Raw genomic sequence first — 22,560 nt, forward strand, 5'->3', positions numbered from 1 at the left:
GGTCACCGGGTTCCTAACAGGGCATCTCGAACTCCGGCAGTGGCCCCGCCCGCCAGCATGGTCAACAGGCAAGGAGTCGCGCAGCGCTCCACTCGGTCAAACAACGTTCACAGGCGGGTGCCGGACGACCCCGATCCCTCCCGCCGGCCGACGAGACAGGCTCAACGCCGCACACCCAGCTTGAATGTCGGTCACCACGTCGAACACCGTGACCACGGCCGGGTCGTTGAGCCGACCGCCGGCGCGCACTTCGCGCAGCACGCGTTCGGAGAACACGGCCTGGCCCTCAGTGTCCGGCAGCCGCAGTTCCTTGATGGCCACCTGCCGGCCGATCACCTGATCCTGCGCGCGCCACACCACACCCATGCCGCCGCGGCCGAGCTCACCCAGCAGCCGATAGCGGCCGGCGACGAGCCGCGGCCCGGGCGCCGGGCGGGTCGGGTCGTACGGACGCGTCTGTTCGTCGGTCACGGGGCCGGGCTCCTCGTTCGGGGTCGCGCAGATGCTAGTCGGACCACGCGAGGCCCAGGCCGGTTCCTTCGGGTTTCGGCCCCGGGTTCAGCCCGCGACGGTGAGGTAGATGAGCGCGATGTTGAGCGTGATGATCACGGCCGCGACGCACCACGCCAGCACGGTGGTGATCCGGCGGTTCACGTCGGTGCCCATGAGCTGCGCGTCCGAGGTGAGACGGATCAGCGGCACGAGCGCGAACGGGATGCCGAAGGACAGCACCACCTGCGACACCACCAGTGCCGCACTCGGGTCGGCGCCCAGCGCGAGCACCACGATTGCCGGCGTGAGCGTGACGAGCCGGCGCACGAGGATCGGGAACCTCTTGCGCAGCAAGCCTTGCATGATCATCGCGCCCGCGTAGGCGCCCACCGACGTGGACGCGAGGCCCGAGGCCAGCAACCCGATCGCGAACAGCAGTGCGACGGTCGGGCCGAGCGCGGTGGCGACGGCCCCGTGCGCGCCCTCGATCGAGTCGACGCCGGGCAGGCCTTGGAGGTTCGTCGCGGCGAGCAGCAGCATGCCGAGGTTGACCGCGCCGGCGAGCAGCATCGCGAAGCCGACGTCGTAGCGAGTAGCGCGAAGCAGGCGTCGCCGCTTCTCGGGCGCCGGCGTGCCGTGGCGGTCGCGGACGAGCCCGGAGTGCAGGTAGACCGCGTGCGGCATCACGGTGGCGCCGAGCATCGCGGCGGCGATCAGCACGCTGTCGGCGCCGTCGAAGCGCGGCACGAGCCCGCTCGCGATCCCCGAAGCCGAGGGCGGCTCCACGAACAGGCTCGCCAGGAAGCCGATGGCGATCACGGCGAGCAGACCCGTCACCACGCGTTCGAAGGGGCGCTGGCCGCCGCGGTCCTGCACCGCGAGCAGCGTCAGCGACACCAGGCCGGTGATCAGGCCGCCGACCACGAGCGGCAGGTCGAACAGCAGGTTCAGCGCGATGGCGCCGCCGACGACCTCGGCCAGGTCCGTGGCCACGGCGACCACCTCGGCCTGCGCCCAGTACGCAAGCCGCGCCGAGCGGGGCAGCCGTTCACGCAGTGCCTCGGGCAGCGACCGGCCCGTGACCAGGCCGAGCTTCGCCGACAGGTACTGCACCAGCACGGCCATCAGGTTCGCCGCGACGATCACCCACACCAGCAGGTATCCGAACCGCGCGCCCGCGCTGATGTTGGACGCGACGTTGCCCGGGTCCACGTACGCCACGGCGGCGACGAACGCCGGACCGAGCAGAGCCGAGCCCACGCGCAGGCGGGCGAGCCGCCTGGGCCGGACCGCTTCCGCCACTGCCATCACGTCGCCCTCCATCTGTCGGGTGTCCCAACTCGAAGTTTAGGCATGCCGAACTTTCCAGGGCAAGGGTGTGCTCGACCACCAGCCGGTTGGCCGTATCGGACGACGACGGCCCTCCGCCCGTGCGGGCGGACGGCCGTCGCGTGAGTCTGCTCAGGCGGGCAGGCCGACCTCGTGGCCGGCGTCGCGGAACGCCTTCACCGCGCGGTCGAGCTCCGCGGCGCGCACGAGGATGTGGTCGGTGTCGAAAGTGGACAGTGAGAACAGCGCGACGCCGGCGGCGGCGAGTTCCGAGGCCAGCGCCGAGATCACGCCGGTGAGCGTGAATTCCAGCGGGCCGCGCACGCTCATCAGGCGCCAGCCGTGCTCCACGACGCCACCCGAGGGCTCGCGGCCCGTCGGGCAGATCACCGAAAGCTCCTCCGGCGTGCGGGTCACGGACACGAGCGCGGGCTCGGCCGGGTCGAGCAGGTCTACGGGCACCGGTGCGTCGGCGGGCAGGCGCACCACCGAGTAGTCGCCCGGGCGGACGTCGATCGCGAGTCGTTTCATCAGCCTTCGAGCACCTTCGGGCTCGAGGCGACCTCGGTGCCGTCGGGCAGGGTGGAGATGGTGAAGTCGGCGAACACGTTGCCCGCGGCCTTCTGCAGCTCCCGCAGGCACTCGATGGCCAGCGCGCGGATCTCGACGTCGGCGTGCTCGGTGGCGCGCATGGCCACGAAGTGGCGCCAGGCGCGGTAGTTGCCGGTGACGACGATGCGCGTCTCGGTGGCGTTCGGGAGCACGGAGCGAGCGGCCTGGCGGGCCTGCTTGCGGCGCAGCGTGGCGCTCGGCGCGTCGGCGAACTTCTCCTCGAGCCCGGCGAGCAGCTCGGTGTAGGCGTCGGCGCTCGCCTGCGCGGCCTTGAGGAACTTCTCGTGCAGCTCGGGATCGTTCGCGATCACGTCGGGCTCGACGAAGGCCGCGTCACGCTCGGGGACGTAGCGCTGAGAGAGCTGCGAGTAGGAGAAGTGGCGGTGGCGGATGAGCTCGTGGGTGAGCGAGCGCGAGATGCCGGTGATGTAGAAGCTCACGGAACCGTGCTCCAGCACGGAAAGGTGGCCGACCTCGATGATGTGGTCGAGGTACCCGGCGTTGGTGGCGGTCTTCGGGTTCGGCTTCTTCCACGACTGGTAGCAGGCACGCCCGGCGAACTCGGCCAGGGCCTGTCCCCCGTCGGCGTCCGTCGTCCACGGCACGTCCTCCGGTGGGAAGAACTCCGTTTTCGCGACCAGTTGCACTCTGGGCGACACGGTCTCGACCACGTCAGCACTCCCTCTCCGGCTTGCGGCTCCCGGCCCGCACTCTAACCGCTTGTGTGTTCGACACCGGCGTGACACCACTTGATGTCACGACTTCCTTGACTGACGTCACTGGTGACGTCATAGTGGTGTCATGGACCTGACGCCGTACATCGCGAACCTTCGCGAAGACCTCGCGAACACGGCCTCCGCCGGGGACGAGCAGACCCGGCGCACGGCCGCCCTCCTTTCGTCCGCACTCGAACCCTCGGCTCGGCTGACGTTGATGAACGCGCTGGCCGACCTCGCCGCCGAGGTGACCGCCGCCCTGCCGGGCCAGGTCGTGGACGTCCGGCTCGACGGCCGCGACGTGCGCGTGGTCGTGACCGGCGCGGCCGAGCCCGGCGAACCGGCGCGGACGGACCAGGCGCGCACGCCGCCCCCGCCCATCGACGGCGGGGACATCTCGCGCATCACGCTGCGGCTCGTGGAGCAGATCAAGAGCCAGGCCGAGCAGGCGGCGGCCGCGCAGGGGGTCTCGCTCAACACGTTCGTCGCCCAGGCCGTGCAGGGGGCGCTCGGCCAGGCACAGCACCACCAGCAGCGACACCACCAGGGCGGCCGCTCGGAGACCAAGCTGCACGGCTGGGTCCAGAGCTAGAAGGGCGAAGCGACGATGAGTGAAGAAAATTCCAACTGGGACGAAGTCGCCGAGGAAGCCGTCGCCGGCGCGGCGGAGGAGGCTGTCGCCGCGGCTGATCTTGGTTCGTCCACTTCGGACGATCCACTGGTGCGTTCGCAGGAGTTCGAGGCCGACGGCCCGCTGGAGCTCGACGTCGGCGTGACGATCGGCCGCGTGGAGCTGGTGCTGGACCGCGAGTCCGGCGCGCGGGTCGAGCTTCGGCACGACGCCGGCGAGCAACCGCCGTGGGTCAGTGGTGTGAACAATCTGCTGTCGTGGGTCGGCGAGCGCTTCGGCGACCAGCTGGGCGTGACCGCGGACGCCTCGCCGGCCGACGCGGTGCGCCAGGCGCGCATCGAGAAGACCGGCAACCGGCTCGTGGTGCGGGCGGCGAAGGCGTGGCAGCTGCGGAACGTGCCGGTGGCCGTCACCGTGCACGCGCCGAAGGGCTCCCACGTGGAGGTCCGCGCCGGCGCCGCCGACGTCACGGTCACCGGCACCGCCGGGCGCGCCGACATCCTCACCGGCTCCGGCGAGGTCACACTGGAACAGGCCGACGGCGCCGCCACCGTGCGCACCGGCACGGGCCGCGTGAAGCTCGGCCCGACGCCCGCCGGCCTCCAGCTGCGCACCGGCAGCGGCTCGGTGGAGGCCGCGTCCGTCTCGGGCTCCGCGACGCTCGCCACGGGCACCGGCAACGTCTGGCTCGGCTCCATCGCGGGCGAAGTCATGGCCCGCACCGGCAGCGGCGACCTCTCCGTCGCCGAAGCGGCCTCCGGCTCGATCGACCTGATCACCGGCTCCGGCGAAGTCCGCGTGGGCATCCGCCGCGGCGTCGCGGCCGAAGTCGAGCTCGCCTCGTCCGCGGGCCGCGTCCAGAGCGAGCTGGAGGTGTCCGACGTGCCGCCCGAAGCGGGCGCCACCCTGCGCGTCCGCGCCCGCACCGGCACGGGCAACGCGGTGGTGACCCGCGCGGCCGGCTAAGGGGGAGGCGGCGGGCCGGACCGAGGCATCCGGTCCGGCCCGCCGCTTCGTATCCGCAGCCTGTCCGGCGTGAAACGCTTGTGCAGCAAGGCATTCAAGCCCGGCTCGGCCCGCCGCACGCGCCTTCGACACACCACGCACTCCGCCGCCGAAAATCGACCATCCCGCCAAGTACTCAACTCCCCGCGCTGGACATGCGCTCCGGCCCGCCGCTTCGTATCCACAGCACGTCCGGTCCACGGCACGTCCGGCGCGAAACGCTTGTGCAGCAGCGCATTCGGCCCGGCTCGGCCCTCCGCACGCGCCTTCGACACACCAGGCACTCCACCGCCGAAAATCGCCTTTCCCGCCACGCGCCCAGCTCCCCTACGCCAGGCATCCGCTCCAGCCCGGCAACTTCGGCGCGAGATCCGTGCGCGGTAACACATTCGGGCCGGCTCGGCTCGCCGCACGCGCCCAAGCGCACCGCCATGGCGCTGAATCCGGGTCTTCCGCCAGGGTGCACAACCCCGGTCCGGCGTGAGGCTTCGTGCAACCTGCAGGCTTCGGCGCGAAGCACATGCCCGGCACAGCGTCGTGGCCGGCTCAGCTTCGTGGCCGGCTCACCGCAACACGCGTGACGACCGCACCGCCGAGTCACCACCCCGGCTGGAACCGGCCGTGCCGCCCGATATCCGCTCCGGCCCGGCCGCTTCTCGCCCCCTCACGTGTTCCGGTGCGAAGTCCTGCTCCCAGAACGTTCAACGTCGCTCAACGCACCGCGCGCGACAACGGCCCTGCCAGGTCACCGCGCGGGCCCACCGCCACGCCGTCCAGGCCGAGCCACTGCGCCATGTGCGCCAGCTCCCCCGCCAGCTCGTCGGCGACCCGCGGCACGTCGGCGCCCTCCTCGGCGAAGGAGCCCTGCACGCGCAGTACGCCGGCGGCGCGGTCGGACTTGAGGTCCACGCGGGCGGCCAGCGAACCGTCGAGCAGGAACGGGAAGACGTAGTAGCCGTAGAGCCGCTTGGGTTCCGGCACGTAGATCTCGATGCGGTAGCGGAAGCCGAAGAGCCGCTCGGTGCGGGCGCGTTCCCAGATGAGCGGGTCGAACGGGCACAGCAGGGCCCGCCCGGTCACCGCGCGTGGGGTGCGGGCGGCTGTGTGCCGGTAGGCGATGCCGCGCCAGTCGCGGACCTGGACGGGTTCCAGGGTGCCCGCTTCGACCAGCTCGGCGACGGCTTGGCGCGCGACGTCCGGGCCGAGCCGGTAGTAGTCGCGCAGGTCGGTCTCCGTGGCCACGCCGAGAGCACGCGCGGAGCGGTCGATCAAGCCGCGGGCACCCTCCTCGGCCGACACCTGCCGGGACAGGATCTCCGGCGGCACGACGCGTTCGGTCAGGTCGTAGAGCCGCTCGAACGACCGGCGCGTGCCCGTGGACAGGCGGCCGAGGCCGAACAGGTACTCGCACGCCTTCTTGACCACCGAGCGTTCCCACCACGCGCCGGGCCCACGGCCGGCGACCTCCGCTTCGAGCGCCTTCTCGATGGCGCCCGCGCCGATGGGGCCGTGTTCCTTGACGATGGCGAGCACGTCGTCGATCAGGCCCGGCACGGTTTCGATGACGCGGGTGTAGTTGCGCCACCAGCCGTCGCGTTTGGCGCCGGAGCGCAGGAGCGGCCAGTCTTCGACGGGCAGCAGGCTCGCTTCGTGGGCCCACGACTCGACGAGCATCCGCGGTTTGCGCGCGGTGTCGGTCCAGGCGGCATCGTCGACGAGGGCCTGATCGTAGGCGCCCAGGCGCGAGAACACGGGCACGTAGTGCGCGCGGACGGCGACGTTCACGGAGTCCAGCTGCAGCAGCTGGACCCGCGAAAGCACCTTGGCCAGGTGCCGGCGGGTGGGCGGCGCGGCGGGGCGCGCGTCGGCGAACCCCTGGGCGGCCAGCGCGGTGCGGCGGGCCGTTTGAAGGCTGATCGTCTGCATGGTCTCGCCATCGTGCCAGCCGCCCCCGACAGTTTCCGCGACGGCGGGCGGTAGATTCCCCCGCGTGAGTGCCGCCGAAGTCCGTCCCGCGAGCCTGTCCGACGCCGCGGAGATCGCCCGCATCCAGCGCCTCACCTGGCGGGCGGCCTACACCGACCTGCTGGGCGCCGAGGCCATCGACGCGCTTGACGCCGCCGACCTCGAAGGCACGTGGGCCGAAACCATCGAGTTCCCCGGCACGCGGGTCTACCTCGCGGTGGAAGGCGAGTTCACCGTCGGCTACTGCGTGGCCGGCCCCGCACCCGCCGACGAGATCGCCACCGCCGACGGCACCGCCCCGCCCGACGCCGCCACCACCGCGCTGATCGCGACGCTCGTCGTCGAGCCGCGCTGGGGCCGCCGCGGGCACGCCGGCCGGCTGCTCGGCACGGCCGCCCACGACCTGCGCTCAGACGGGCTCGACCGCGGCGTCACGTGGGTCGCGCAGTCGGACCACCCGACGCTCGGGTTCTACCGGCGCGCGGGCTGGGCGCCCGACGGGACCGTCCGCACCCTCGACACGGGCCGCGGGACGCTGCGCGAAGTGCGCCTCACCGGCACGTTGCAGCTGGAGCTCACGCACTGACGGCGGGCTCTTCGCGCTTCGCGAAGACGACCCAGCGCAGCACCGAGTACATGAACACGCCCTCGCAGGCCCCCGCGATCAGCCGCGACAGGTGGTACTCCAGGCCCAGCGCGGCGAGCCCGGCGCCGACGCCCAGCAGGAAGGCCGCGTAGTTCACCCCGATCGCCACCACGTACAGCACCGCCTGCCGCCCGACGGGCGCGTGCGAACGGAAGTTCAGCGCCCGGTTGAGCACGAAGCTGAGCCCGAACGCGATCACGTAGGACGCGCTGATCGCCAGCCACACCGGCCAGCCGAGGCTGCTGCGGAACACCGTGAGCAGCCCGAGATCGACGCCGAACGTGAACCCGTTGATGATCACGAAACCGAGAAAGCTCGGCGCGACGAGACGCGAAAGCCCGAAGGGCAGGACTCGGACGACGGCCGCGCAGAACCCCGCGAAGCGATCGGCGAAGGGCACGTCGGTCACGCCCGAATGGTGGCAGACGGAGGTGTCCTGAACCGAACGTCCAGGTGATCTTCTGGGGTCAGCACCCACCGGAATTGGGGGGTTAGCCCCCGTGACCTTTTCGTGACGACTGCTAGCCTCGAATGACAAGGATCACTTCCGGGCACTTTCAGGGGGGAGGCACGATGGCCTGGTTGCTGCTGACGCTCGGCGTCGCGTTCGGCTCCGCCATCGTGCCGCTGGTCAACGCCGAGCTGTTCGTGGTCGGCCTGTGCGCGAGCCAGCACAACCCGCACTGGCTGTGGCTCGGCGCCGCCGTGGCGGTCGGCCAGATTGCCGGCAAGCTCCTGTACTTCCTCGCCGCGCGCGGTTCCATCCGCCTGCCAAGGTTCCTGCACGACCGGCTCCACCGCGAACGCCCGCCCAGCGCTCGCCGCGACCGCTGGCACCGGCGCACCAAGGTGCTGCGCAGCAAGGTCGAAGCCCTGCGCGAGCGCTGCCAGCGCCACCCGCACTGGATGACGGGCACCTACGGCGTCAGCTCGCTCGTCGGCCTGCCGCCCTTCATGGCCACGAGCGTGCTGGCCGGCATGGTGCGGATGCGGCTGGTCACGTTCGTCGCCGCCGGCCTCGCGGGCCGCTGGGTGCGGTTCAGCCTGCTCGCCGCCGCACCGGCGGTGTTCACCGGCTGGCTCCACTGAGTGAATCACGGCATGGTGGATCAACGCATGGTGGATCACGGCATGGTAGATCACGGCATGGTGGATCACGGCACGACCGAGGCTCCCGGCGACGGCACCGTGGAACTGGAGATCCACGAGGTGATCGAGACCGGCCCGGGACAGGCATCCGTCGCGGTGCGCTGCCTGCGCGGGCCGGTTTTCCTCGACGCCGGCTTCACGCAGCTCAGCGGCTCAGCGCGAGCGATCGATCTGAAGCTGACTCGGATGGTCGAGTACGGGCGCGAAATGCCCCAGCTCGACCCTGTTCACACCGCGCTCGTGACACTGCGAGGAGAAGGCGTTCAGCACCTCAGGTCGAGCGCGAGGGACACCGGGTTCCAGGTCGTCCAAGGCGCCAACGCGGTGCCCTGAGCCGGATCATCGACCCCTTCGCTGCCCCGCACGGGCACCGCGGAATGGCTACCCCTGTTCCGCCGCGCCCCCTGTTTTCCCGCGGTCCGCGGCTTCCAGTTCCACTGCCTTGCGCATCGTCGCCCGGGCGCGGCGGCGATCGCCCGCGATGTCGTAGGCGTAGGCCAGGCGGTACCAGCGGCGCCAGTCGTCGGGGGCGGCTTCGACCTCGGTGCGGCGGGCGTCGAACCAGGCGTCGGCGGCGGTGCGGTCGACGCGGCCGGACGGGCGGCGCGGGAGGTCGGACACGTCGGGCAGCGCGCCCTCCGAGTCGAGGCGGCGGGAAAGGCGCTGGATCTGCAGGCCGGATCGCCAGGTGGCCACCACGATCCACACGCCCAGCAGCGGCAGCACGAACACGCCCACGCCGAGCGCGATGCCCGCGGGCGAACCGGTGGCGAACAGCGCCACGGCCCGGTCCGCCAGCAGGACCAGGTACACGACCAGCGCGGCGGTCAGCAGCAGCGCGACGTTGCGGGCTCTCACAGGTCGAGCACGTTCTCCAGGCCGACCGTGAGGCCGGGGCGCGACACCACCGAACGCACACCCAGCAGCACCCCGGGCATGAACGACGTGCGGTCCAGCGAGTCGTGCCGGATGGTCAGGGTCTCCCCCTCGCCGCCGAACAGGATCTCCTCGTGCGCCACCAATCCCGGCAGGCGCACGGAGTGCACCGGGACCTCCGAAACCCGTGCCCCCCGGGCACCGTCCAGTTCGGACGTCGTGGCGTCCGGACCCGGTTCCAGGCCTGCGGCCCGGCGCGCCTCGCCGATCATGCGCGCGGTGTGCGAAGCGGTGCCCGACGGCGCGTCGGCCTTGCGGTTGTGGTGCAGCTCGATGATCTCGGCCGACGCGTAGAACCGTGCCGCCTGAGCCGCGAAGCGCATCGCCAGCACCGCGCCCAGTGCGAAGTTCGGCGCGATGAGGACGCCCAGCGAAGGCTTCGCGGCGAGCAGCGAACGCACCTCCGCCAGCCGCTCCTCGCTGAACCCGGTCGTGCCGACCACGGCGTGCAGGTCGTGCTCGATCAAGTACCGCAGATTGTCCATCACGGCGTCGGGGTGGGTGAAGTCCACCACCACCTGGGCCTCGCCCAGCGGCGCGAAGTCGTCTCCCGCGTCGAGCGCGGACACCAGCTTCAGGTCGGCGGCGCCTTCGACGGCGTTCACCACCGTCGCACCCATGCGGCCGCGCGCGCCCAGCACGCCGACGCGGATCGGGGAGTCGGTCATGACGCGATCACCTCGTGCAGATCGTCCGGCAGGTCGTCGGCGTGAGCGTACGGCCCCACGACCGCCGCCGACGACACCCCACCGGGGCGGCGCAGCAGAGTGCGAGCCAGCGCACACACCTCTTCGGTCGTCACCGCGTCCACCCGGGCCACGGTGTCGTCGACACCCAGGTAGCGGCCGTAGTTCAGCTCGTTCTTGCCGATGCGCGACATGCGCGACGACGTGTCCTCCAGCCCCAGCACCAATCCGCCGCGCAGCTGTCCCTTGGCTCGCGCCACCTCGGCGTCGGTCAGCCCGTCGGCGGCGACACCGTCGAGCACCTCGCGGATCACGCCCGCGACCTGCCCGAGCCGCTCCGGCTGGCAGCCCGCGTACACCGCCAGGTGCCCGGTGTCGGCGTAGCTCGCCACCGACGAGTACACCTGGTACGCGAGCCCGCGCCGCTCCCGGATCTCCTGGAACAGCCGCGAACTCATGCCGCCGCCCAGCGCCGCGTTGAGCACCGACAGCGCGAAGCGGCGCTCGTCGTGGCGCGGCAGCGAGCGCATCCCGAGCATCACGTGGGCCTGCTCGGTGTCGTCGGTGTGCAGCACCAGCTTCGGCACGGTCTGGATGCGCGCGCGGCCCGCCCGCGGCGGCACCGGGACGCCCGCGCCGTTGAGCCGATCGCCCAAAGCCTTGCGCACCAAGCGAAGCACCTGGTTGTGTTCGACGTTGCCGGCCACCGCGAGCACCATCCGCGGCATCGTGTAGCGGCGCTTGTAGAAGCCGCGCAATGCCATGGGCGACATCTCCGTGATGGACTTCTCGGTGCCCAGCACCGGCCGGCCGAGCGGGTGCTCGCCGAGGATCGCGCCCACGAACGTCTCGTGCAGCAGGTCCTCGGGGTCGTCGTCGCGCATCGCGATCTCTTCGAGCACCACGCTGCGCTCGGTGTCCATGTCGCGGTCGGTGCACAGCGCCTCGAACACCACGTCGGTCACGAGGTCCATGGCCAGTGGCAGGTCGGCGTCGAGCACCTGCGCGTAGTAGCAGGTGTGTTCCTTGGCCGTGAACGCGTTGAACTCACCGCCGACGGCGTCGATCTCCTCGGCGATCTGCGTGGCGTCCCGGTTGGCCGTTCCCTTGAACAGCAGGTGTTCCAGGTAGTGCGCGGCCCCCGCGACGGCGAGCGGCTCGTCGCGCGAACCGACGCCGACCCACAACCCCACCGTGGCCGAGCGCGACGCCGGGACGTACTCGGTGATCACCCGCAGACCGCCGGGGAGCACGCTCCGCCTGACGATCGCACCGTCCGGAGTGGACTCGAGCGTGCGGGTGCTGCCGACGGGCTGCTCGTGCCCGGAAACCTGCCGTGCCATGGGTTCCTTACTCACGATGCCGCGAAGGCCCCCTCGCCGCAATCAGCGAGGAGGCCTTCAACGACAGTTGCTTGTTCAGAAGACGAAGCTATCTCAGGCTTCGGCCTTCTCGGCGTCGGCCTTGTCGCCGCCCTCGGCGGGGGCCGCGTCGTCTTCCTTGACCACGATCAGGCTGATCTTGCCGCGGTTGTCGATGTCGGCGATCTCGACGCGGAGCTTGTCGCCCACGTTGACCACGTCTTCGACCTTGGCGATCCGCTTGCCGTTGCCCAGCTTCGAGATGTGGACGAGGCCGTCCTTGCCCGGCAGCAGCGAGACGAACGCGCCGAACGCGGCCGTCTTCACCACGGTGCCCAGGAAGCGCTCGCCGACCTTCGGCAGCTGCGGGTTGGCGATCGCGTTGATCAGGTCGATCGCCGACTCGGCCGACGGGCCGTCGGCCGCGCCCACGTAGATCGTGCCGTCGTCCTCGATGGAGATGTCGGCACCGGTCTGCTCGGTGATCGAGTTGATCATCTTGCCCTTCGGGCCGATGACCTCGCCGATCTTGTCGACCGGGATCTTCACGGAGGTGACGCGCGGGGCGTACGGGCTCATCTCGTCCGGGCCGTCGATCGCCTCGGCGATGACCTCCAGGATGGTCAGCCGTGCGTCCTTCGCCTGCTTCAGCGCGGCCGCGAGGACCTCCGACGGGATGCCGTCGAGCTTCGTGTCGAGCTGCAGCGCGGTGATGATGTCCTTGGTGCCGGCGACCTTGAAGTCCATGTCGCCGAGCGCGTCCTCCGCGCCGAGGATGTCGGTCAGCGCGACGTAGCGCGTCTCGCCGTCGACCTCGTCGGACACCAGGCCCATCGCGATGCCCGCGACCGGCGCCTTCAGCGGCACACCGGCGTTGTAGAGACCCATGGTCGACGCGCAGACCGAGCCCATCGAGGTCGAGCCGTTTGAGCCCAGCGCCTCGGAGACCTGGCGGATCGCGTACGGGAACTCGTCGCGCTTCGGCAGCACCGGGACCAGGGCGCGCTCGGCGAGCATGCCGTGGCCGATCTCGCGCCGCTTCGGCGAGCCGACGCGGCCGGTCTCACCGGTGGAGAACGGCGGGAAGTTGTAGTGGTGCAGGTAGCGCTTCGTCGTCTCCGGGGAGAGCGAGTCGATCTGCTGCTCCATGCGCAGCATGTTCAGCGTGGTGACGCCCAGGATCTGGGTTTCGCCGCGCTCGAACAGCGCCGAGCCGTGGGCCCGCGGGATCACGGCGACCTCGGCCGAGAGCGACCGGATGTCGGTCAGGCCACGGCCGTCCATGCGGATCTTCTCGGTGAGCACGCGCTGGCGCATGATCTTCTTGGTCAGCGCCTTGAACGCGCCGCCGACCTCGCCGTCGCGACCCTCGAAGGCCTCGCCCTCGCCCAGGCCCAGCTTCGCCAGCACGGTGGCCTTGACCTCGTCGGTCGCGCCGTCGCGGTCCTGCTTGCCGGCGATGGTCAGCGCCTTCGCCAGGTCGTCGTTCGCGATCGCGGCGACGGCCTCGTAGATGTCCGGCTGGTAGGCCGGGAACAGCGGGAACTCGCCGGTCGGCTTCGCGGCGTCGGCGGCCAGGCGCTGCTGCGCCTCGCACAGCACCTTGATGAACGGCTTGGCGGCCTCGAGGCCCTGGGCCACGGCGGCCTCGTCGGGCGCCTTGCCGCCGGCGGCGATCAGGTCGAGCGTGTGCTCGGTGCCCTCGGCCTCGACCATCATGATCGCGACGTCGTCACCGACGATGCGGCCCGCGACGACCATGTTGAAGGTCGCCTTCTCCAGCTGCGACCAGGTCGGGAACGCGACCCACTGGTCCTCGATCAGGGCGACGCGCACGCCGCCGACCGGACCGGAGAACGGCAGGCCCGCGATCTGCGTGGACGCGGACGCGGCGTTGATCGCCAGCACGTCGTACGGGTCCTCGGGGTTGAGGCTCTGCACGGTGATGACGACCTGGATCTCGTTGCGCAGACCGCTGGTGAACGACGGGCGCAGCGGCCGGTCGATCAGGCGGGCGGTGAGGATCGCGTCGGTCGACGGGCGGCCCTCACGGCGGAAGAACGCGCCGGGGATGCGACCCACGGCGTACATGCGCTCCTCGACGTCCACGGTCAGCGGGAAGAAGTCGAAGTGCTCCTTCGGGTGCTTCGACGCCGTGGTGGCCGAGAGCAGCATGGTCTCTTCGTCGAGGTACGCGACGACGGAGCCGGCGGCCTGCTTGGCCAAGCGGCCCGTCTCGAAACGCACGGTGCGAGTGCCGAACCGGCCGTTGTCGATCACGGCCTCGGTCTCGTGCACGGTGACTCCGGTGGAGTCGGTCATAGGGTGTATCTCCTCTTTTGTGCTTCGTCCGGCGCGAGTCTCCCACCCTGGGACCCGGTTCGCCCGCGGACGCTCGAGGAATGAGGCCGGTCTTCGATCGAAGTCCCCGGGTCTTCTCACCCGGAAACCACTACCGAGGACCGGCGGACGGATCCTCCAGCGCGCTCGCGCCGCTTCTTTTCTTCTGTTCTGGCACCGAGGGGGAGCGACCGGACCGGTCACTCCCCCTCGGGTCACGCTATCGGCGCAGGCCGAGCCGCTGGATCAGCGACCGGTAACGCTCGATGTCCACCTTCATCACGTAGTTCAGCAGCCGGCGGCGGCGGCCGACCAGCAGCAGGAGCCCGCGACGCGAGTGGTGGTCGTGCTTGTGAGCCTTGAGGTGCTCGGTGAGGCCGACGATGCGCTTGGTCAGCAGCGCGACCTGGGCCTCGGGGGATCCGGTGTCCGAGTCGTGCACGCCGTACTCGGTCAGGATCGACTTCTTCTCATCGGTGGACAGCGCCACTGGTGTTGCTCCTCGTGAAATCGGTGCCGTGGGGCCCGCACCGCACTGCGCGGCCGGGTAGTCGGTCTCGGCCGCCACGGACTGCAGCCGGACCCGATTGTCAAGGTTACCAGCCGTGTGATCAGTGCCTTCAGGCGCCGTTCACGTTCCGGCGGCGCTCAGCGGGAACGCCCGCAGCTCCCGGTAGCGCGGGCCCGCCGTGCCGCCGCTGCCCATGAGCACCACCTCGCCGGCGGTCCACTCGCGGCTGGAGAACCCGGCCAACCGCCGCGTCCACGGTTCGGCCGCGCCCCGGCGTTCACGCGGGTACCGCGCCAGCGTGAGATGCGCCCGGTAGGGACGCTCCTCCTGGTCCGCGCCGGCCGCTTCCGCGAGCCGCGTCAGCCCATCCCCAGCGACGCCCAACCACAGCACGCCGGGAAATGTTCCCGGGCCGGTCAGTCGGACGTCGACAGCCGGGCAGCCGGCCAGCGCGGGGACGAGCTCGGCGGTCCTTTCGTCCGGGTCGGCTTCGCCGTAATACGCGAGCGTGACGTGCCAGTCCTCCGGCAGCGACCAGCGCAGGCCGGGGCCGGGTTCGCCGAGGGACAGGGCCACGGCGGCCACGACGTCGGACGGCGGGCGCAGCGCGGTGAACAGTCGCACGGAGCTAGTGGCTGGCCCCGGCGCGGCGCAGGAGCTCGGCGAGGATCGGGAAGTCGTCGTCGAGGCGCTTCGCGGCCTCGGTGAGATCCTCCTCCTCGGCGACCTCGCGCAGCGCGGCGAGCACGAGCCGCTCGTCGGAGCCCACCGGGATGTTGTCGCGCCCGACTGTGGGCCGCGAGTCGCGCACGTCCTCCAGCGCCGCCTGCATCGCGTCGCGGTTGCCGGCCGCTACCTCGGGCACGAGGATCTTGCGCTCCAGCATGATCATGCGGGCCAGCACCACGGGGTTGCCGATCTTGGCGCGCCGGCCGCTCATCACCTGGCTGAGCATGGGGGCGCTGATGCCGAGGACCTCCGCGAGGAACGCCTGCGAGATGTCGAAAGCGACGACCAGTCTGCGCACCCGATCACCCAGTGGTTCGCCGTACCACTCCCGCTGCAGCGCGACGTTCCGCTGGACGATCTTGTGGTCCTCCACCAGTTCCGCTCCCCTTGGTCCCCTCGTCCGGCCGGACCGGCGTGTCCGGACCGTTTCACCCGCCCGTGAGCATCTTGCCACCGGACCCGTACCCGGGCGGCCGGAACCGCCCATTCCGCCCCCCGCCGGACCCCGTCCGGGGGAACGGCCTCAGTCTTCGGCGCCCAGCGCCTCGCGGGTGCGCGCCACGTCGTCGTCGATCCGCTCCACCAGCTGCTCGGACCGGCTGAACCGCTCCTGGTCGCGCAGCCGCGTGACGAAGTCCAGGGCCACGTGCTGGCCGTAGAAGTCCTCGTCGACGTCGAGCACGAATGCCTCGACCGTGCGCTCGCGGCCCGAGAACGTCGGGTTCGTGCCCACCGACACCGCGGCGCGCAGCCGCCGCCCCGGGTCCGACAGGCGGGTGAACCACGCCGTGTAGACGCCGTCGGCGGGTACCGCGGCGAACCGCGGCGTCGACAGGTTCGCGGTCGGATAGCCGAGGTCGTGGCCCCGGCCGTCGCCGCGCACGACGATGCCCTCGAGCCGGTGCGGGCGCCCGAGCGCGTCGGCCGCGGCGACGACGTCGCCGGCGTCGATGCACGAGCGCACGTAGGTGGAGGAGAAGGTGATGTCGTTGGCGATGCGGTCGTCGGCGAGCGAACGGCCCTGCAGCTCCGCGCCGTAGGCCACGAAGCCGAAGCGGCTGCCGAGCTTGCGCAGCAGCGTGACGTCGCCCGCGGCCTTGGCGCCGAACGTGAAGTTGTCGCCCACCAGCACGGCGGCGGCGTGCAGCCGGTCCACCAGCACCTCGTGCACGAACTCGTGCGGCGACAGGCGCGAGAGCTCGAGGGTGAAGGGCAGCACGGCGAACACGTCGACGCCCAGGGCCTCCACGAGCTCGGCCTTGCGCCGCAAGGTGGTCAGCTGCGCCGGGTGGCTGCCCGGGCGCAGGACCTCCGACGGGTGCGGGTCGAACGTGAGCACCACGCTCGGCACGCCGCGTTCGGCCGCCGCCCGCACTGTGCGCGAGATGAGCACCTGGTGCCCGCGGTGCACGCCGTCGAACACGCCGATGGTGACCACGCACCGTCCCCAGCCACTCGGGAGATCCCCGAGGCCACGCCACCGCTGCACTGTCGTCAACTCTCCCCGCGCCGGTCTCTCGCCCAACCGCGCCCCACCCTATGCGGGCAGCAGGACCACCACCGACCGGGCCACACCCTCCGTGTCGGCGGCCAGGGCGAGCACGCGCCCGTCGGGCGCGAAGAGGCCGTAGGTCCCGTCGATGCCGGCCGCCGGGATGGCCCGGCCGTGGCGCACGGCCTGCGCTTCGGCGGCGTCGACGTCGCGGCGCGGGAAGGCGGCGGCGACGGCGGCGTCGAGATCCAGCGACAGCTCGGGCGTCTCCTCGAGCTGGTCGAGCGTGCGCGCGCGGGCGAGGGTGAAGGGCCCGACCGTGGTGCGCCGCAACGCGAGCAGGTGCCCGCCGACGCCGAGCCCGGCGCCGAGGTCGCGGGCCAGCGCGCGCACGTAGGTGCCCGACGAGCACTCGACCACGGCGTCGAGCTCGATCCGGTCGTCCTCGCGGCGCGTGGCCAGCACGTCGAAGCGGTAGACGGTCACGGGCCGCGGAGGGAGCACCACGTCCTCCCCCGCGCGCACCCGCGCGTAGGCCCGCTTGCCGTCGATCTTCACGGCGCTGACGGCGCTGGGCACCTGCCGGATGTCGCCGGTGAGCTCGGCGACGCCGGCGGCGAGCTGCTCGTCGGTGATCTTCGCGAGCACGGCCTCATCGCCCTCGGTGAGCACCTCGCCCTCGGCGTCGTCGGTGGTGGTCGAGCTGCCCAGCGACAGCGTCGCGAGGTAGGTCTTGCGGTCGAGCGCCAGGTGGCCCAGCAGCTTGGTGGCTCGCTCGATGCCGAGCACGAGCACGCCGGTGGCCATCGGGTCGAGCGTGCCGGCGTGGCCGACCTTGCGGGTGCCCATGATCCGGCGCGCCCTGGCGACGACGTCGTGCGAGGTCATTCCGGCCGGTTTGTCGACGATGAGCAGACCGGGCGGCGGAGCGGGGCGGCGCGGTTCTTTCGGGCGAGACACGGGCCGAACCCTATCGAGACGTGCGGTTCGGACCGGCGAGCACCTCTCAGGCGGCGACGGCCGCGGGTTCGGCCGGCATCTCACCGTCCCAGCGCCGGCGCGTGAGCCGCACCGGCACGTCCTCGCCGCGGGCCTCGGCGGCGAACACGTGGGCCCTGGCGCGGCGCCACCACACGAGCATCCGCCAGGTGCCCAGCGCGAGCACGACCACGATGCTCAGCAGCGACACGCGGAAGTTCCCGCCCGTCCACTGCAACAGAATGCCGACCACGAGCGAGGTGACCGTGGTCGCGACGAACCCGGCGACGTTCACGAGGCCGGTCGCGGTACCGACGCGCTCGATCGGGTTGTAGTCCCGCGCCAGCGCGAAGCCGATCATCGACACCGGACCGCCGAGCGACAGCAGCGCGAACGCGGGCCCGAGCACGCCGAGCGGGAGGTGCCCGTTCCAGCCGAGCAGTACGGCCCACGTGACGGCCGCGGCGCCGAGGTACCCGCCGACGATCGGCATCCGCAGCTCCGGGTGACGGCTGATGACCGTGCCCAGCACCGGGCCGCCGGCCAGCGAGCCGAACACGAACACGGTCAGCATCGCGCTCGCCGTGGCGGCAGGGATTCCTTGGCCCTCCACGAGAAACGGGACGCCCCACAGCAGCGTGAGCACGTTGGGCGCGAACATCGTGCTGAAATGCGTCCAGAACCCGAGCCGGGTTCCGGGCACGCGCCACGCGGCGCGGATCTGGCGCGCGAGCAGCGCCGGGTGCACCGGCTTGCGCTCGGGCTCGGGGACGCCGAGCGGGGTGTCCCGCACGCGCAGCACCACCGGCACCGCGACCAGGAGTGTGAGCGCGCCGACCGAGACGAACGTGACCGTCCACCCGGGGCCGGCGAGCAGCAACGTGAGCGGCACCGTGGCGGCGAGGTTGCCGATGTAGCCGACGGCGGAGGTGAAGGACGTGATCAACGCGTACTGCCGTGCCGGGAAGTGGGCGGCGATCAGGCGCAGCACGCTGACGAACGTCAGCGCGTCGCCCAGGCCGAGCACGCCGCGGGCGAGCAGGCCGACGCCGTAGCTTTCGGCGAGGCCGAGCAGCAGCTGCCCGGTGCCGAGGATGAGCACGGCGGCGGTGAGTACCCGGCGCGGGCCGTAGCGGTCGACGAGCACGCCGGTGGGGATCTGCATGGCGGCGTAGACCCCGACCTGCAGCACGGTGAACGTGCCGAGCGCCGCGGCGCCGACGCCGAACCGGTCGGCCGCTTCCAGGCCCGCGACCCCGAACGAGGTGCGGTGGAACACGGCGAGCAAGTACACGAAGACAGCGGTGAGCCAGATGAGCCAGGACCGGACGGTGGCGCGGCCGGGCGACAAGGTTTCCTCCTGCGGGTAGCGGTCGTCGGGGAAGGACGACGACACTGCCGCCTCGATGGTTGTATCGCCTCAGCAAGCTCGAAACATAGCCGTTACCTCGGTGGGATGCGCCACATCACCCGATCACCGCAGCGCCACTTGACCTGCGACTCCCACCACTGTGTCGCCGCCCACCCACACCTCGCCGCCCGCGCGCTCGACGTGCACGCGCCCGCGCCGGCCGAGCCGGGTGCCCTGCGCGGCGATGTAGGACTCCGGCGCGCGGCCCGAACCGATGAGCCACTGGCCGATCGCGGCGTTGAGGCTGCCGGTCACCGGGTCCTCGACGAGGCCCGTGAAGGCCCGGACCTCGAACGCCGTGGGCGATCCGGCCGGGTGCGGTCCGACGACGCCGACCTTGTACTTCCCGAGCGCCGCGACGTCGCGTTCGACCGCGAGGACCGCCTCGGCGTCGGTGAGGAGCACGGCGAGCCAGCCGGGGCCGTTGTCGGCCCACCGCGCGTCGACGACGTCGCTCTCGGCCAGGTGCAGGGCTTTCCGGACGGCGGCGAGGTCCTCGGGCGCGACGGGGCCGCCGCGCGTGAGCGGTGGCGCGGCGAAGGCGAGCCGCTGGCCGGTGCGCCGCACGCGGACCAGGCCGGCGCCGCACTCCTGCACGAGGTCTTCGCCCTTCGGCGTGCCGCCGGCTTCGAGCCACGCGCGGGCCGAGCCGAGCGTGGGGTGCCCGGCGAAGGGCAGCTCGCGCTCGACGGTGAAGATCCGCACGCGGTAGTCGGCCTCGGCGCGCGCCGGCGGGAGCAGGAACGTGGTCTCGCTGAGGTTCGTCCACCGTGCGAAGGCGGCCATCCTGTCGTCGGAGAGGCCTTCGGCGTCGTGCACCACGGCGAGTGCGTTGCCGAAGGTGAGCTCATCGGTGAAGACGTCGACCTGGCTGAAGCGCATGGCTCCACCATGGCACGGCGTTCAGGCGCCGCGGACGGCCCCGACCACCGCCCAGCGGCCGGAGCGCCAGCGGATCAGCACGGCGGCCAGGCGGAACACCATGAACAGCGACAGGCCGGTCCAGATGCCCGTGAGCCCCCAGCCGAACGCGAGCGACAGCCAGATCAGCGGCAGGAAGCCCAGGCCCGCGCTGACGAGCGTGGCGGTGCGCAGGAACGCGGCGTCGCCGGCGCCCAGCAGCACGCCGTCGAGCGCGAACACCACACCCGCGATCGGTTGCAGCGCCACGAAGAACCACCACGCGTGCGGGATCTCCGCGAGCACCCCCGGATCCGAGGTGAACGCGTGCGGCAGCGTGCTCCACAACGCACCGAAGAGCACACACAGGACGCAGCCGAGCACCAGCCCGTACGCGACGATCTGGTTCGCGACCCCGCGCGCCTGCCGCTGGGCTCCCCCGCCCAGGGCCGCGCCGACGAGCGACTGCGCGGCGATCGCGACGGAGTCGAGCACGAGCGAGAGGAACGTCCACAGCTGCAGCACGACCTGGTGCGCGCCGACGGCTTCTGTCGACGTGCGCGCCGCCACGGCCGCCGCCGAGACGAAGCACGCCTGGAACGCGAGGCTGCGCAGCACGAGGTCGCGGCCCAGGCTCAGCTGCGCGCGCATCACGCCGAAGTCCGGCCGCAGCGGCACGCGCTCGCGCACCAGCGCCGCGAAGAACAGCGACGCCGAGACCACCTGGGCCACCACGTTGGCGATCGCCGAGCCTTCCAGGCCGAGCCCCGCGACGTAGACGAGCACCGGGCACAGCACGGCCGAGATGCCGTTGCCCGCCAGCACGTAACGCAGCGGCCGCGCCGCGTCCTGCACGCCGCGCATCCAGCCGTTGCCGGCCATGGTGACCAGGATCAGCGGTGCCCCGAACAGCGCGATCCGCAGCCACGACACGGCCACCGCCGCGATCTCGTCACTGCCCGACAGCGCGCGGGCGATCGGCCCGGCCAGCAGCTGACCCGCCACCAACAGCACCAGCCCCACCAGCACCGCGAGCCACGTGGCCTGGACGCCTTCGCTCACCGCGTCGCGCCGCCGCCCGGCGCCGTGCAGCCGCGCGGTGCGCGAGGTCGTGCCGTAGGAGAGGAACGTGAGCTGCGTGGAGATCTGCGACAGCACCACCCCGCCCAGCGCCAGCCCCGCCAGCGGCAACGCGCCGAGGTGCCCCACCACCGCGGTGTCCACCAGCACGTACAACGGCTCCGCCGCCAGCACCCCCAGCGCGGGCACGGCAAGCCCGAGCACGCGGCGCGCGGGGATCCGGTCTTCGGAGGTCAGGGGCGGGGCAGGCGGGGCTTCGTCGGGCACCCGGGGAGCGTAACGACCGCCGCCGACGTTCCGGACGTCAAGCGCGCAGGATCACGGGCAGGGCGGCCAACCCGCGACTGGACGCGCGGCGCTCGACAGAACCGGCAACGCCGCCGCAGCGGATCGTGCGCGAGGGTCGCGAGTCCTCCCGCCCCGCGGCCGCGGCGCCCGGCTCGCCGGGAGCCGGCCGAACGAACCTCGACTGCCGTCCGCGGACCCATCGGACGTCAAGCGCGCAGGATCACGGGCAGGGTGGCCAACCCGCGGCTGCGGAACGACGAGCGCCACACCGGGTCGCCCGCCGGGGTCATCGCCGGGAAGCGGCGCAGCAGGGTGTCGAAGCCGATCTCCAGCTCGAGGCGGGCCAGGGTGCGCCGAGGCAGAAGTGGGGGCCGTGGCCGAAGGCGAGGTGGGGGGTTGTCCGAACGATCTGCGTCGAAGGTCTCCGGGTCGTCGAACACCGTGTCGTCGCGGTGGGCGCAGGCGAGGGCGAGCAGGACGGTGTCGCCGGCGGGGATCTCGGTGTCGCCGATTCGGAGGTCCTGCAGGGGAAAGCGGCGGATGGCGAGCTGGGCCGGGGACGCGTGGCGCAGGATATCGTCCACAATGGACGCCGATGACCCGGCCGGCGCCGACCGCGGTGCCGGGCGGGTGAGCAGCTCGTGCAGGCCGTTGCCCAGCACGTGGACCACGTTCTCGTACCCCGCGAGCAGCAGCAGGAACGCGGCGCTGAGCAGTTCGTCGTCGGTGAGGTCCGGGGCGACGACGACGAGCAGGTCCTCCCCCGGCGCCGCGCGCTTGGCCGCGATGAGCTCGGCGACGAACCCGTACAGCGACCGCATGGCGTCCCGCGCGACCGCAGCGTCCGTCGGCATCAGGACGGCGTCGGTCCACGTGCGGAAGACGGCGACGTCCGCGGGGGCGACGCCGAGCAGCACGCAGATCACCGTGATCGGCAGCGGCACGGCGTAGCCGGCCATCAGGTCGGCCTCGGCCGGGAGCGCGTCGGCGAGCTCCTCGGCGATGCCCGTGACCTCCGGCCGCAGCGCCTTGACGCGCCGTGGCGTGAAGGCGCGCCCCAGGAGGCGGCGCAGACGAGTGTGCTCGGGCGCGTCGAGGTTGAGCAGGTTCTTGTCGAGCGCGGGCGACAGCGCGAGGCCCCGGTAACCGCCCGACGAGTAGGCCTTGTCCAGTGACAGCCGCGGATCGCCGAGGCCGGCCTTGACCTCGGCGTAGCGCGTGACCAGCCAGATCGGCGCGCCGTCGGGTGACTACGCTCGGTGCACGGGGCCGGCGGCGCGCAGCCGGGCATACGCGCACACCG

General features: G+C 71.9%; 23 protein-coding genes and 1 pseudogene. 5 read left to right on the forward strand and 19 right to left on the reverse strand.

The window, feature by feature from the left end; all coding sequences use genetic code 11:
* Nucleotides 1–186 precede the first annotated feature (186 nt).
* From AB0383_RS36560 to thyX, 4 genes and pseudogenes are all read right to left on the reverse strand, one after another.
* Nucleotides 187–471: pseudogene (locus tag AB0383_RS36560) on the reverse strand (serine/threonine protein kinase); the annotation flags it as partial.
* A gap of 87 nt (nt 472–558) precedes the next feature.
* Nucleotides 559–1,800 (reverse strand): Nramp family divalent metal transporter, encoded by a 1,242-nt coding sequence (locus AB0383_RS36565; protein ID WP_366189731.1) that lies wholly within the window; start codon nt 1,798–1,800, stop codon nt 559–561.
* A gap of 153 nt (nt 1,801–1,953) precedes the next feature.
* Nucleotides 1,954–2,352, reverse strand: a complete 399-nt coding sequence (locus AB0383_RS36570; protein WP_364178913.1) for an ACT domain-containing protein — start codon at nt 2,350–2,352, stop codon at nt 1,954–1,956.
* The gene (gene thyX, locus AB0383_RS36575; protein ID WP_364178915.1) at nt 2,352–3,104 is read right to left on the reverse strand and encodes an FAD-dependent thymidylate synthase; all 753 of its coding nucleotides are present in this window, start codon (nt 3,102–3,104) and stop codon (nt 2,352–2,354) included. The genes AB0383_RS36570 and thyX overlap by 1 nt, the downstream gene beginning before the upstream one ends.
* A 130-nt stretch (nt 3,105–3,234) precedes the next feature.
* Here thyX and AB0383_RS36580 point away from each other — a divergent pair, with 130 nt between their 5' ends.
* Nucleotides 3,235–3,741 (forward strand): toxin-antitoxin system HicB family antitoxin, encoded by a 507-nt coding sequence (locus AB0383_RS36580; protein WP_364178917.1) that lies wholly within the window; start codon nt 3,235–3,237, stop codon nt 3,739–3,741.
* A 15-nt stretch (nt 3,742–3,756) separates the two neighbouring features.
* On the forward strand, nt 3,757–4,746 hold the full coding sequence (locus tag AB0383_RS36585) for a DUF4097 family beta strand repeat-containing protein (RefSeq protein ID WP_366189732.1): 990 nt from the start codon (nt 3,757–3,759) through the stop codon (nt 4,744–4,746).
* Between the two features lie 750 nt (nt 4,747–5,496).
* Here AB0383_RS36585 and AB0383_RS36590 read toward each other — a convergent pair.
* Nucleotides 5,497–6,711 carry a crosslink repair DNA glycosylase YcaQ family protein gene (locus AB0383_RS36590; protein ID WP_366189733.1) on the reverse strand — a complete coding sequence of 405 codons (1,215 nt, stop codon included), beginning with the start codon at nt 6,709–6,711 and terminating at the stop codon, nt 5,497–5,499.
* A 64-nt stretch (nt 6,712–6,775) separates the two neighbouring features.
* Here AB0383_RS36590 and AB0383_RS36595 point away from each other — a divergent pair, with 64 nt between their 5' ends.
* Complete coding sequence (locus AB0383_RS36595; RefSeq protein WP_366189734.1) at nt 6,776–7,336, forward strand: GNAT family N-acetyltransferase; 561 nt, start codon at nt 6,776–6,778, stop codon at nt 7,334–7,336.
* Here the strand turns inward: AB0383_RS36595 and AB0383_RS36600 are convergent.
* On the reverse strand, nt 7,326–7,805 hold the full coding sequence (locus tag AB0383_RS36600; protein WP_364178924.1) for a GtrA family protein: 480 nt from the start codon (nt 7,803–7,805) through the stop codon (nt 7,326–7,328). The two genes, AB0383_RS36595 and AB0383_RS36600, sit on opposite strands and share 11 nt — an antisense overlap.
* Before the next feature lie 164 nt (nt 7,806–7,969).
* Here AB0383_RS36600 and AB0383_RS36605 point away from each other — a divergent pair, with 164 nt between their 5' ends.
* Nucleotides 7,970–8,485, forward strand: a complete 516-nt coding sequence (locus AB0383_RS36605) for a hypothetical protein (RefSeq protein WP_366189735.1) — start codon at nt 7,970–7,972, stop codon at nt 8,483–8,485.
* Between the two features lie 42 nt (nt 8,486–8,527).
* Nucleotides 8,528–8,878 (forward strand): hypothetical protein, encoded by a 351-nt coding sequence (locus tag AB0383_RS36610; protein WP_366189736.1) that lies wholly within the window; start codon nt 8,528–8,530, stop codon nt 8,876–8,878.
* A 48-nt stretch (nt 8,879–8,926) separates the two neighbouring features.
* Here AB0383_RS36610 and AB0383_RS36615 read toward each other — a convergent pair whose 3' ends face one another.
* From AB0383_RS36615 to AB0383_RS36675, 13 genes are all read right to left on the reverse strand, one after another.
* Entirely contained in the window at nt 8,927–9,403 is a 477-nt protein-coding gene (locus AB0383_RS36615; protein WP_364178930.1) for a tetratricopeptide repeat protein, read from the reverse strand.
* Nucleotides 9,400–10,149, reverse strand: coding sequence for a 4-hydroxy-tetrahydrodipicolinate reductase (gene dapB / locus AB0383_RS36620; protein ID WP_364178932.1), 750 nt, complete (start codon nt 10,147–10,149; stop codon nt 9,400–9,402). Before dapB ends, AB0383_RS36615 begins: the two co-directional genes overlap by 4 nt.
* Nucleotides 10,146–11,510, reverse strand: coding sequence for a pitrilysin family protein (locus AB0383_RS36625; protein ID WP_364178934.1), 1,365 nt, complete (start codon nt 11,508–11,510; stop codon nt 10,146–10,148). The genes dapB and AB0383_RS36625 overlap by 4 nt, the downstream gene beginning before the upstream one ends.
* Before the next feature lie 93 nt (nt 11,511–11,603).
* Entirely contained in the window at nt 11,604–13,850 is a 2,247-nt protein-coding gene (locus tag AB0383_RS36630) for a polyribonucleotide nucleotidyltransferase (protein WP_364178936.1), read from the reverse strand.
* Nucleotides 13,851–14,088: 238 nt separating this feature from the next.
* On the reverse strand, nt 14,089–14,358 hold the full coding sequence (rpsO, locus tag AB0383_RS36635; protein WP_220242296.1) for a 30S ribosomal protein S15: 270 nt from the start codon (nt 14,356–14,358) through the stop codon (nt 14,089–14,091).
* A gap of 141 nt (nt 14,359–14,499) precedes the next feature.
* Nucleotides 14,500–15,003 carry an RNA 2',3'-cyclic phosphodiesterase gene (gene thpR, locus AB0383_RS36640; protein ID WP_366189737.1) on the reverse strand — a complete coding sequence of 168 codons (504 nt, stop codon included), beginning with the start codon at nt 15,001–15,003 and terminating at the stop codon, nt 14,500–14,502.
* 4 nt (nt 15,004–15,007) lie between these two features.
* A complete protein-coding gene (locus AB0383_RS36645; RefSeq protein ID WP_220242298.1) occupies nt 15,008–15,481 on the reverse strand; it encodes a helix-turn-helix transcriptional regulator in 474 nt (157 codons plus the stop codon).
* Nucleotides 15,482–15,631: 150 nt separating this feature from the next.
* Nucleotides 15,632–16,597 carry a bifunctional riboflavin kinase/FAD synthetase gene (locus AB0383_RS36650; RefSeq protein WP_364179272.1) on the reverse strand — a complete coding sequence of 322 codons (966 nt, stop codon included), beginning with the start codon at nt 16,595–16,597 and terminating at the stop codon, nt 15,632–15,634.
* A 48-nt stretch (nt 16,598–16,645) separates the two neighbouring features.
* A complete protein-coding gene (truB, locus tag AB0383_RS36655; RefSeq protein ID WP_364178941.1) occupies nt 16,646–17,560 on the reverse strand; it encodes a tRNA pseudouridine(55) synthase TruB in 915 nt (304 codons plus the stop codon).
* Nucleotides 17,561–17,606: 46 nt separating this feature from the next.
* Entirely contained in the window at nt 17,607–18,929 is a 1,323-nt protein-coding gene (locus AB0383_RS36660; RefSeq protein ID WP_364179273.1) for an MFS transporter, read from the reverse strand.
* A gap of 123 nt (nt 18,930–19,052) precedes the next feature.
* A complete protein-coding gene (locus AB0383_RS36665; RefSeq protein ID WP_364178943.1) occupies nt 19,053–19,871 on the reverse strand; it encodes a PhzF family phenazine biosynthesis protein in 819 nt (272 codons plus the stop codon).
* Nucleotides 19,872–19,892: 21 nt separating this feature from the next.
* Nucleotides 19,893–21,206, reverse strand: a complete 1,314-nt coding sequence (locus AB0383_RS36670; RefSeq protein ID WP_364179275.1) for an MATE family efflux transporter — start codon at nt 21,204–21,206, stop codon at nt 19,893–19,895.
* Between the two features lie 257 nt (nt 21,207–21,463).
* Nucleotides 21,464–22,216, reverse strand: coding sequence for a cytochrome P450 (locus AB0383_RS36675; RefSeq protein ID WP_364178945.1), 753 nt, complete (start codon nt 22,214–22,216; stop codon nt 21,464–21,466).
* Between the last annotated feature and the right edge of the window lie 344 nt (nt 22,217–22,560).

Origin of the sequence: Amycolatopsis sp. NPDC051373, assembly GCF_040689465.1 — a bacterium.
In the GTDB taxonomy this organism is placed as follows: domain Bacteria; phylum Actinomycetota; class Actinomycetes; order Mycobacteriales; family Pseudonocardiaceae; genus Amycolatopsis.

Coding starts and splice junctions, on each gene's coding strand:
- AB0383_RS36565 (WP_366189731.1), bottom strand. CDS start 1,800: ATGGCAGTGGCGGAAGCGGTCCGGCCCAGGCGGCTCGCCCGCCTGCGC.
- AB0383_RS36570 (WP_364178913.1), bottom strand. CDS start 2,352: ATGAAACGACTCGCGATCGACGTCCGCCCGGGCGACTACTCGGTGGTG.
- AB0383_RS36580 (WP_364178917.1), top strand. CDS start 3,235: ATGGACCTGACGCCGTACATCGCGAACCTTCGCGAAGACCTCGCGAAC.
- AB0383_RS36585 (WP_366189732.1), top strand. CDS start 3,757: ATGAGTGAAGAAAATTCCAACTGGGACGAAGTCGCCGAGGAAGCCGTC.
- AB0383_RS36590 (WP_366189733.1), bottom strand. CDS start 6,711: ATGCAGACGATCAGCCTTCAAACGGCCCGCCGCACCGCGCTGGCCGCC.
- AB0383_RS36605 (WP_366189735.1), top strand. CDS start 7,970: ATGGCCTGGTTGCTGCTGACGCTCGGCGTCGCGTTCGGCTCCGCCATC.
- AB0383_RS36610 (WP_366189736.1), top strand. CDS start 8,528: ATGGTAGATCACGGCATGGTGGATCACGGCACGACCGAGGCTCCCGGC.
- dapB (WP_364178932.1), bottom strand. CDS start 10,149: ATGACCGACTCCCCGATCCGCGTCGGCGTGCTGGGCGCGCGCGGCCGC.
- AB0383_RS36625 (WP_364178934.1), bottom strand. CDS start 11,510: ATGGCACGGCAGGTTTCCGGGCACGAGCAGCCCGTCGGCAGCACCCGC.
- AB0383_RS36630 (WP_364178936.1), bottom strand. CDS start 13,850: ATGACCGACTCCACCGGAGTCACCGTGCACGAGACCGAGGCCGTGATC.
- AB0383_RS36665 (WP_364178943.1), bottom strand. CDS start 19,871: ATGCGCTTCAGCCAGGTCGACGTCTTCACCGATGAGCTCACCTTCGGC.
- AB0383_RS36675 (WP_364178945.1), bottom strand. CDS start 22,216: ATGGCCGGCTACGCCGTGCCGCTGCCGATCACGGTGATCTGCGTGCTG.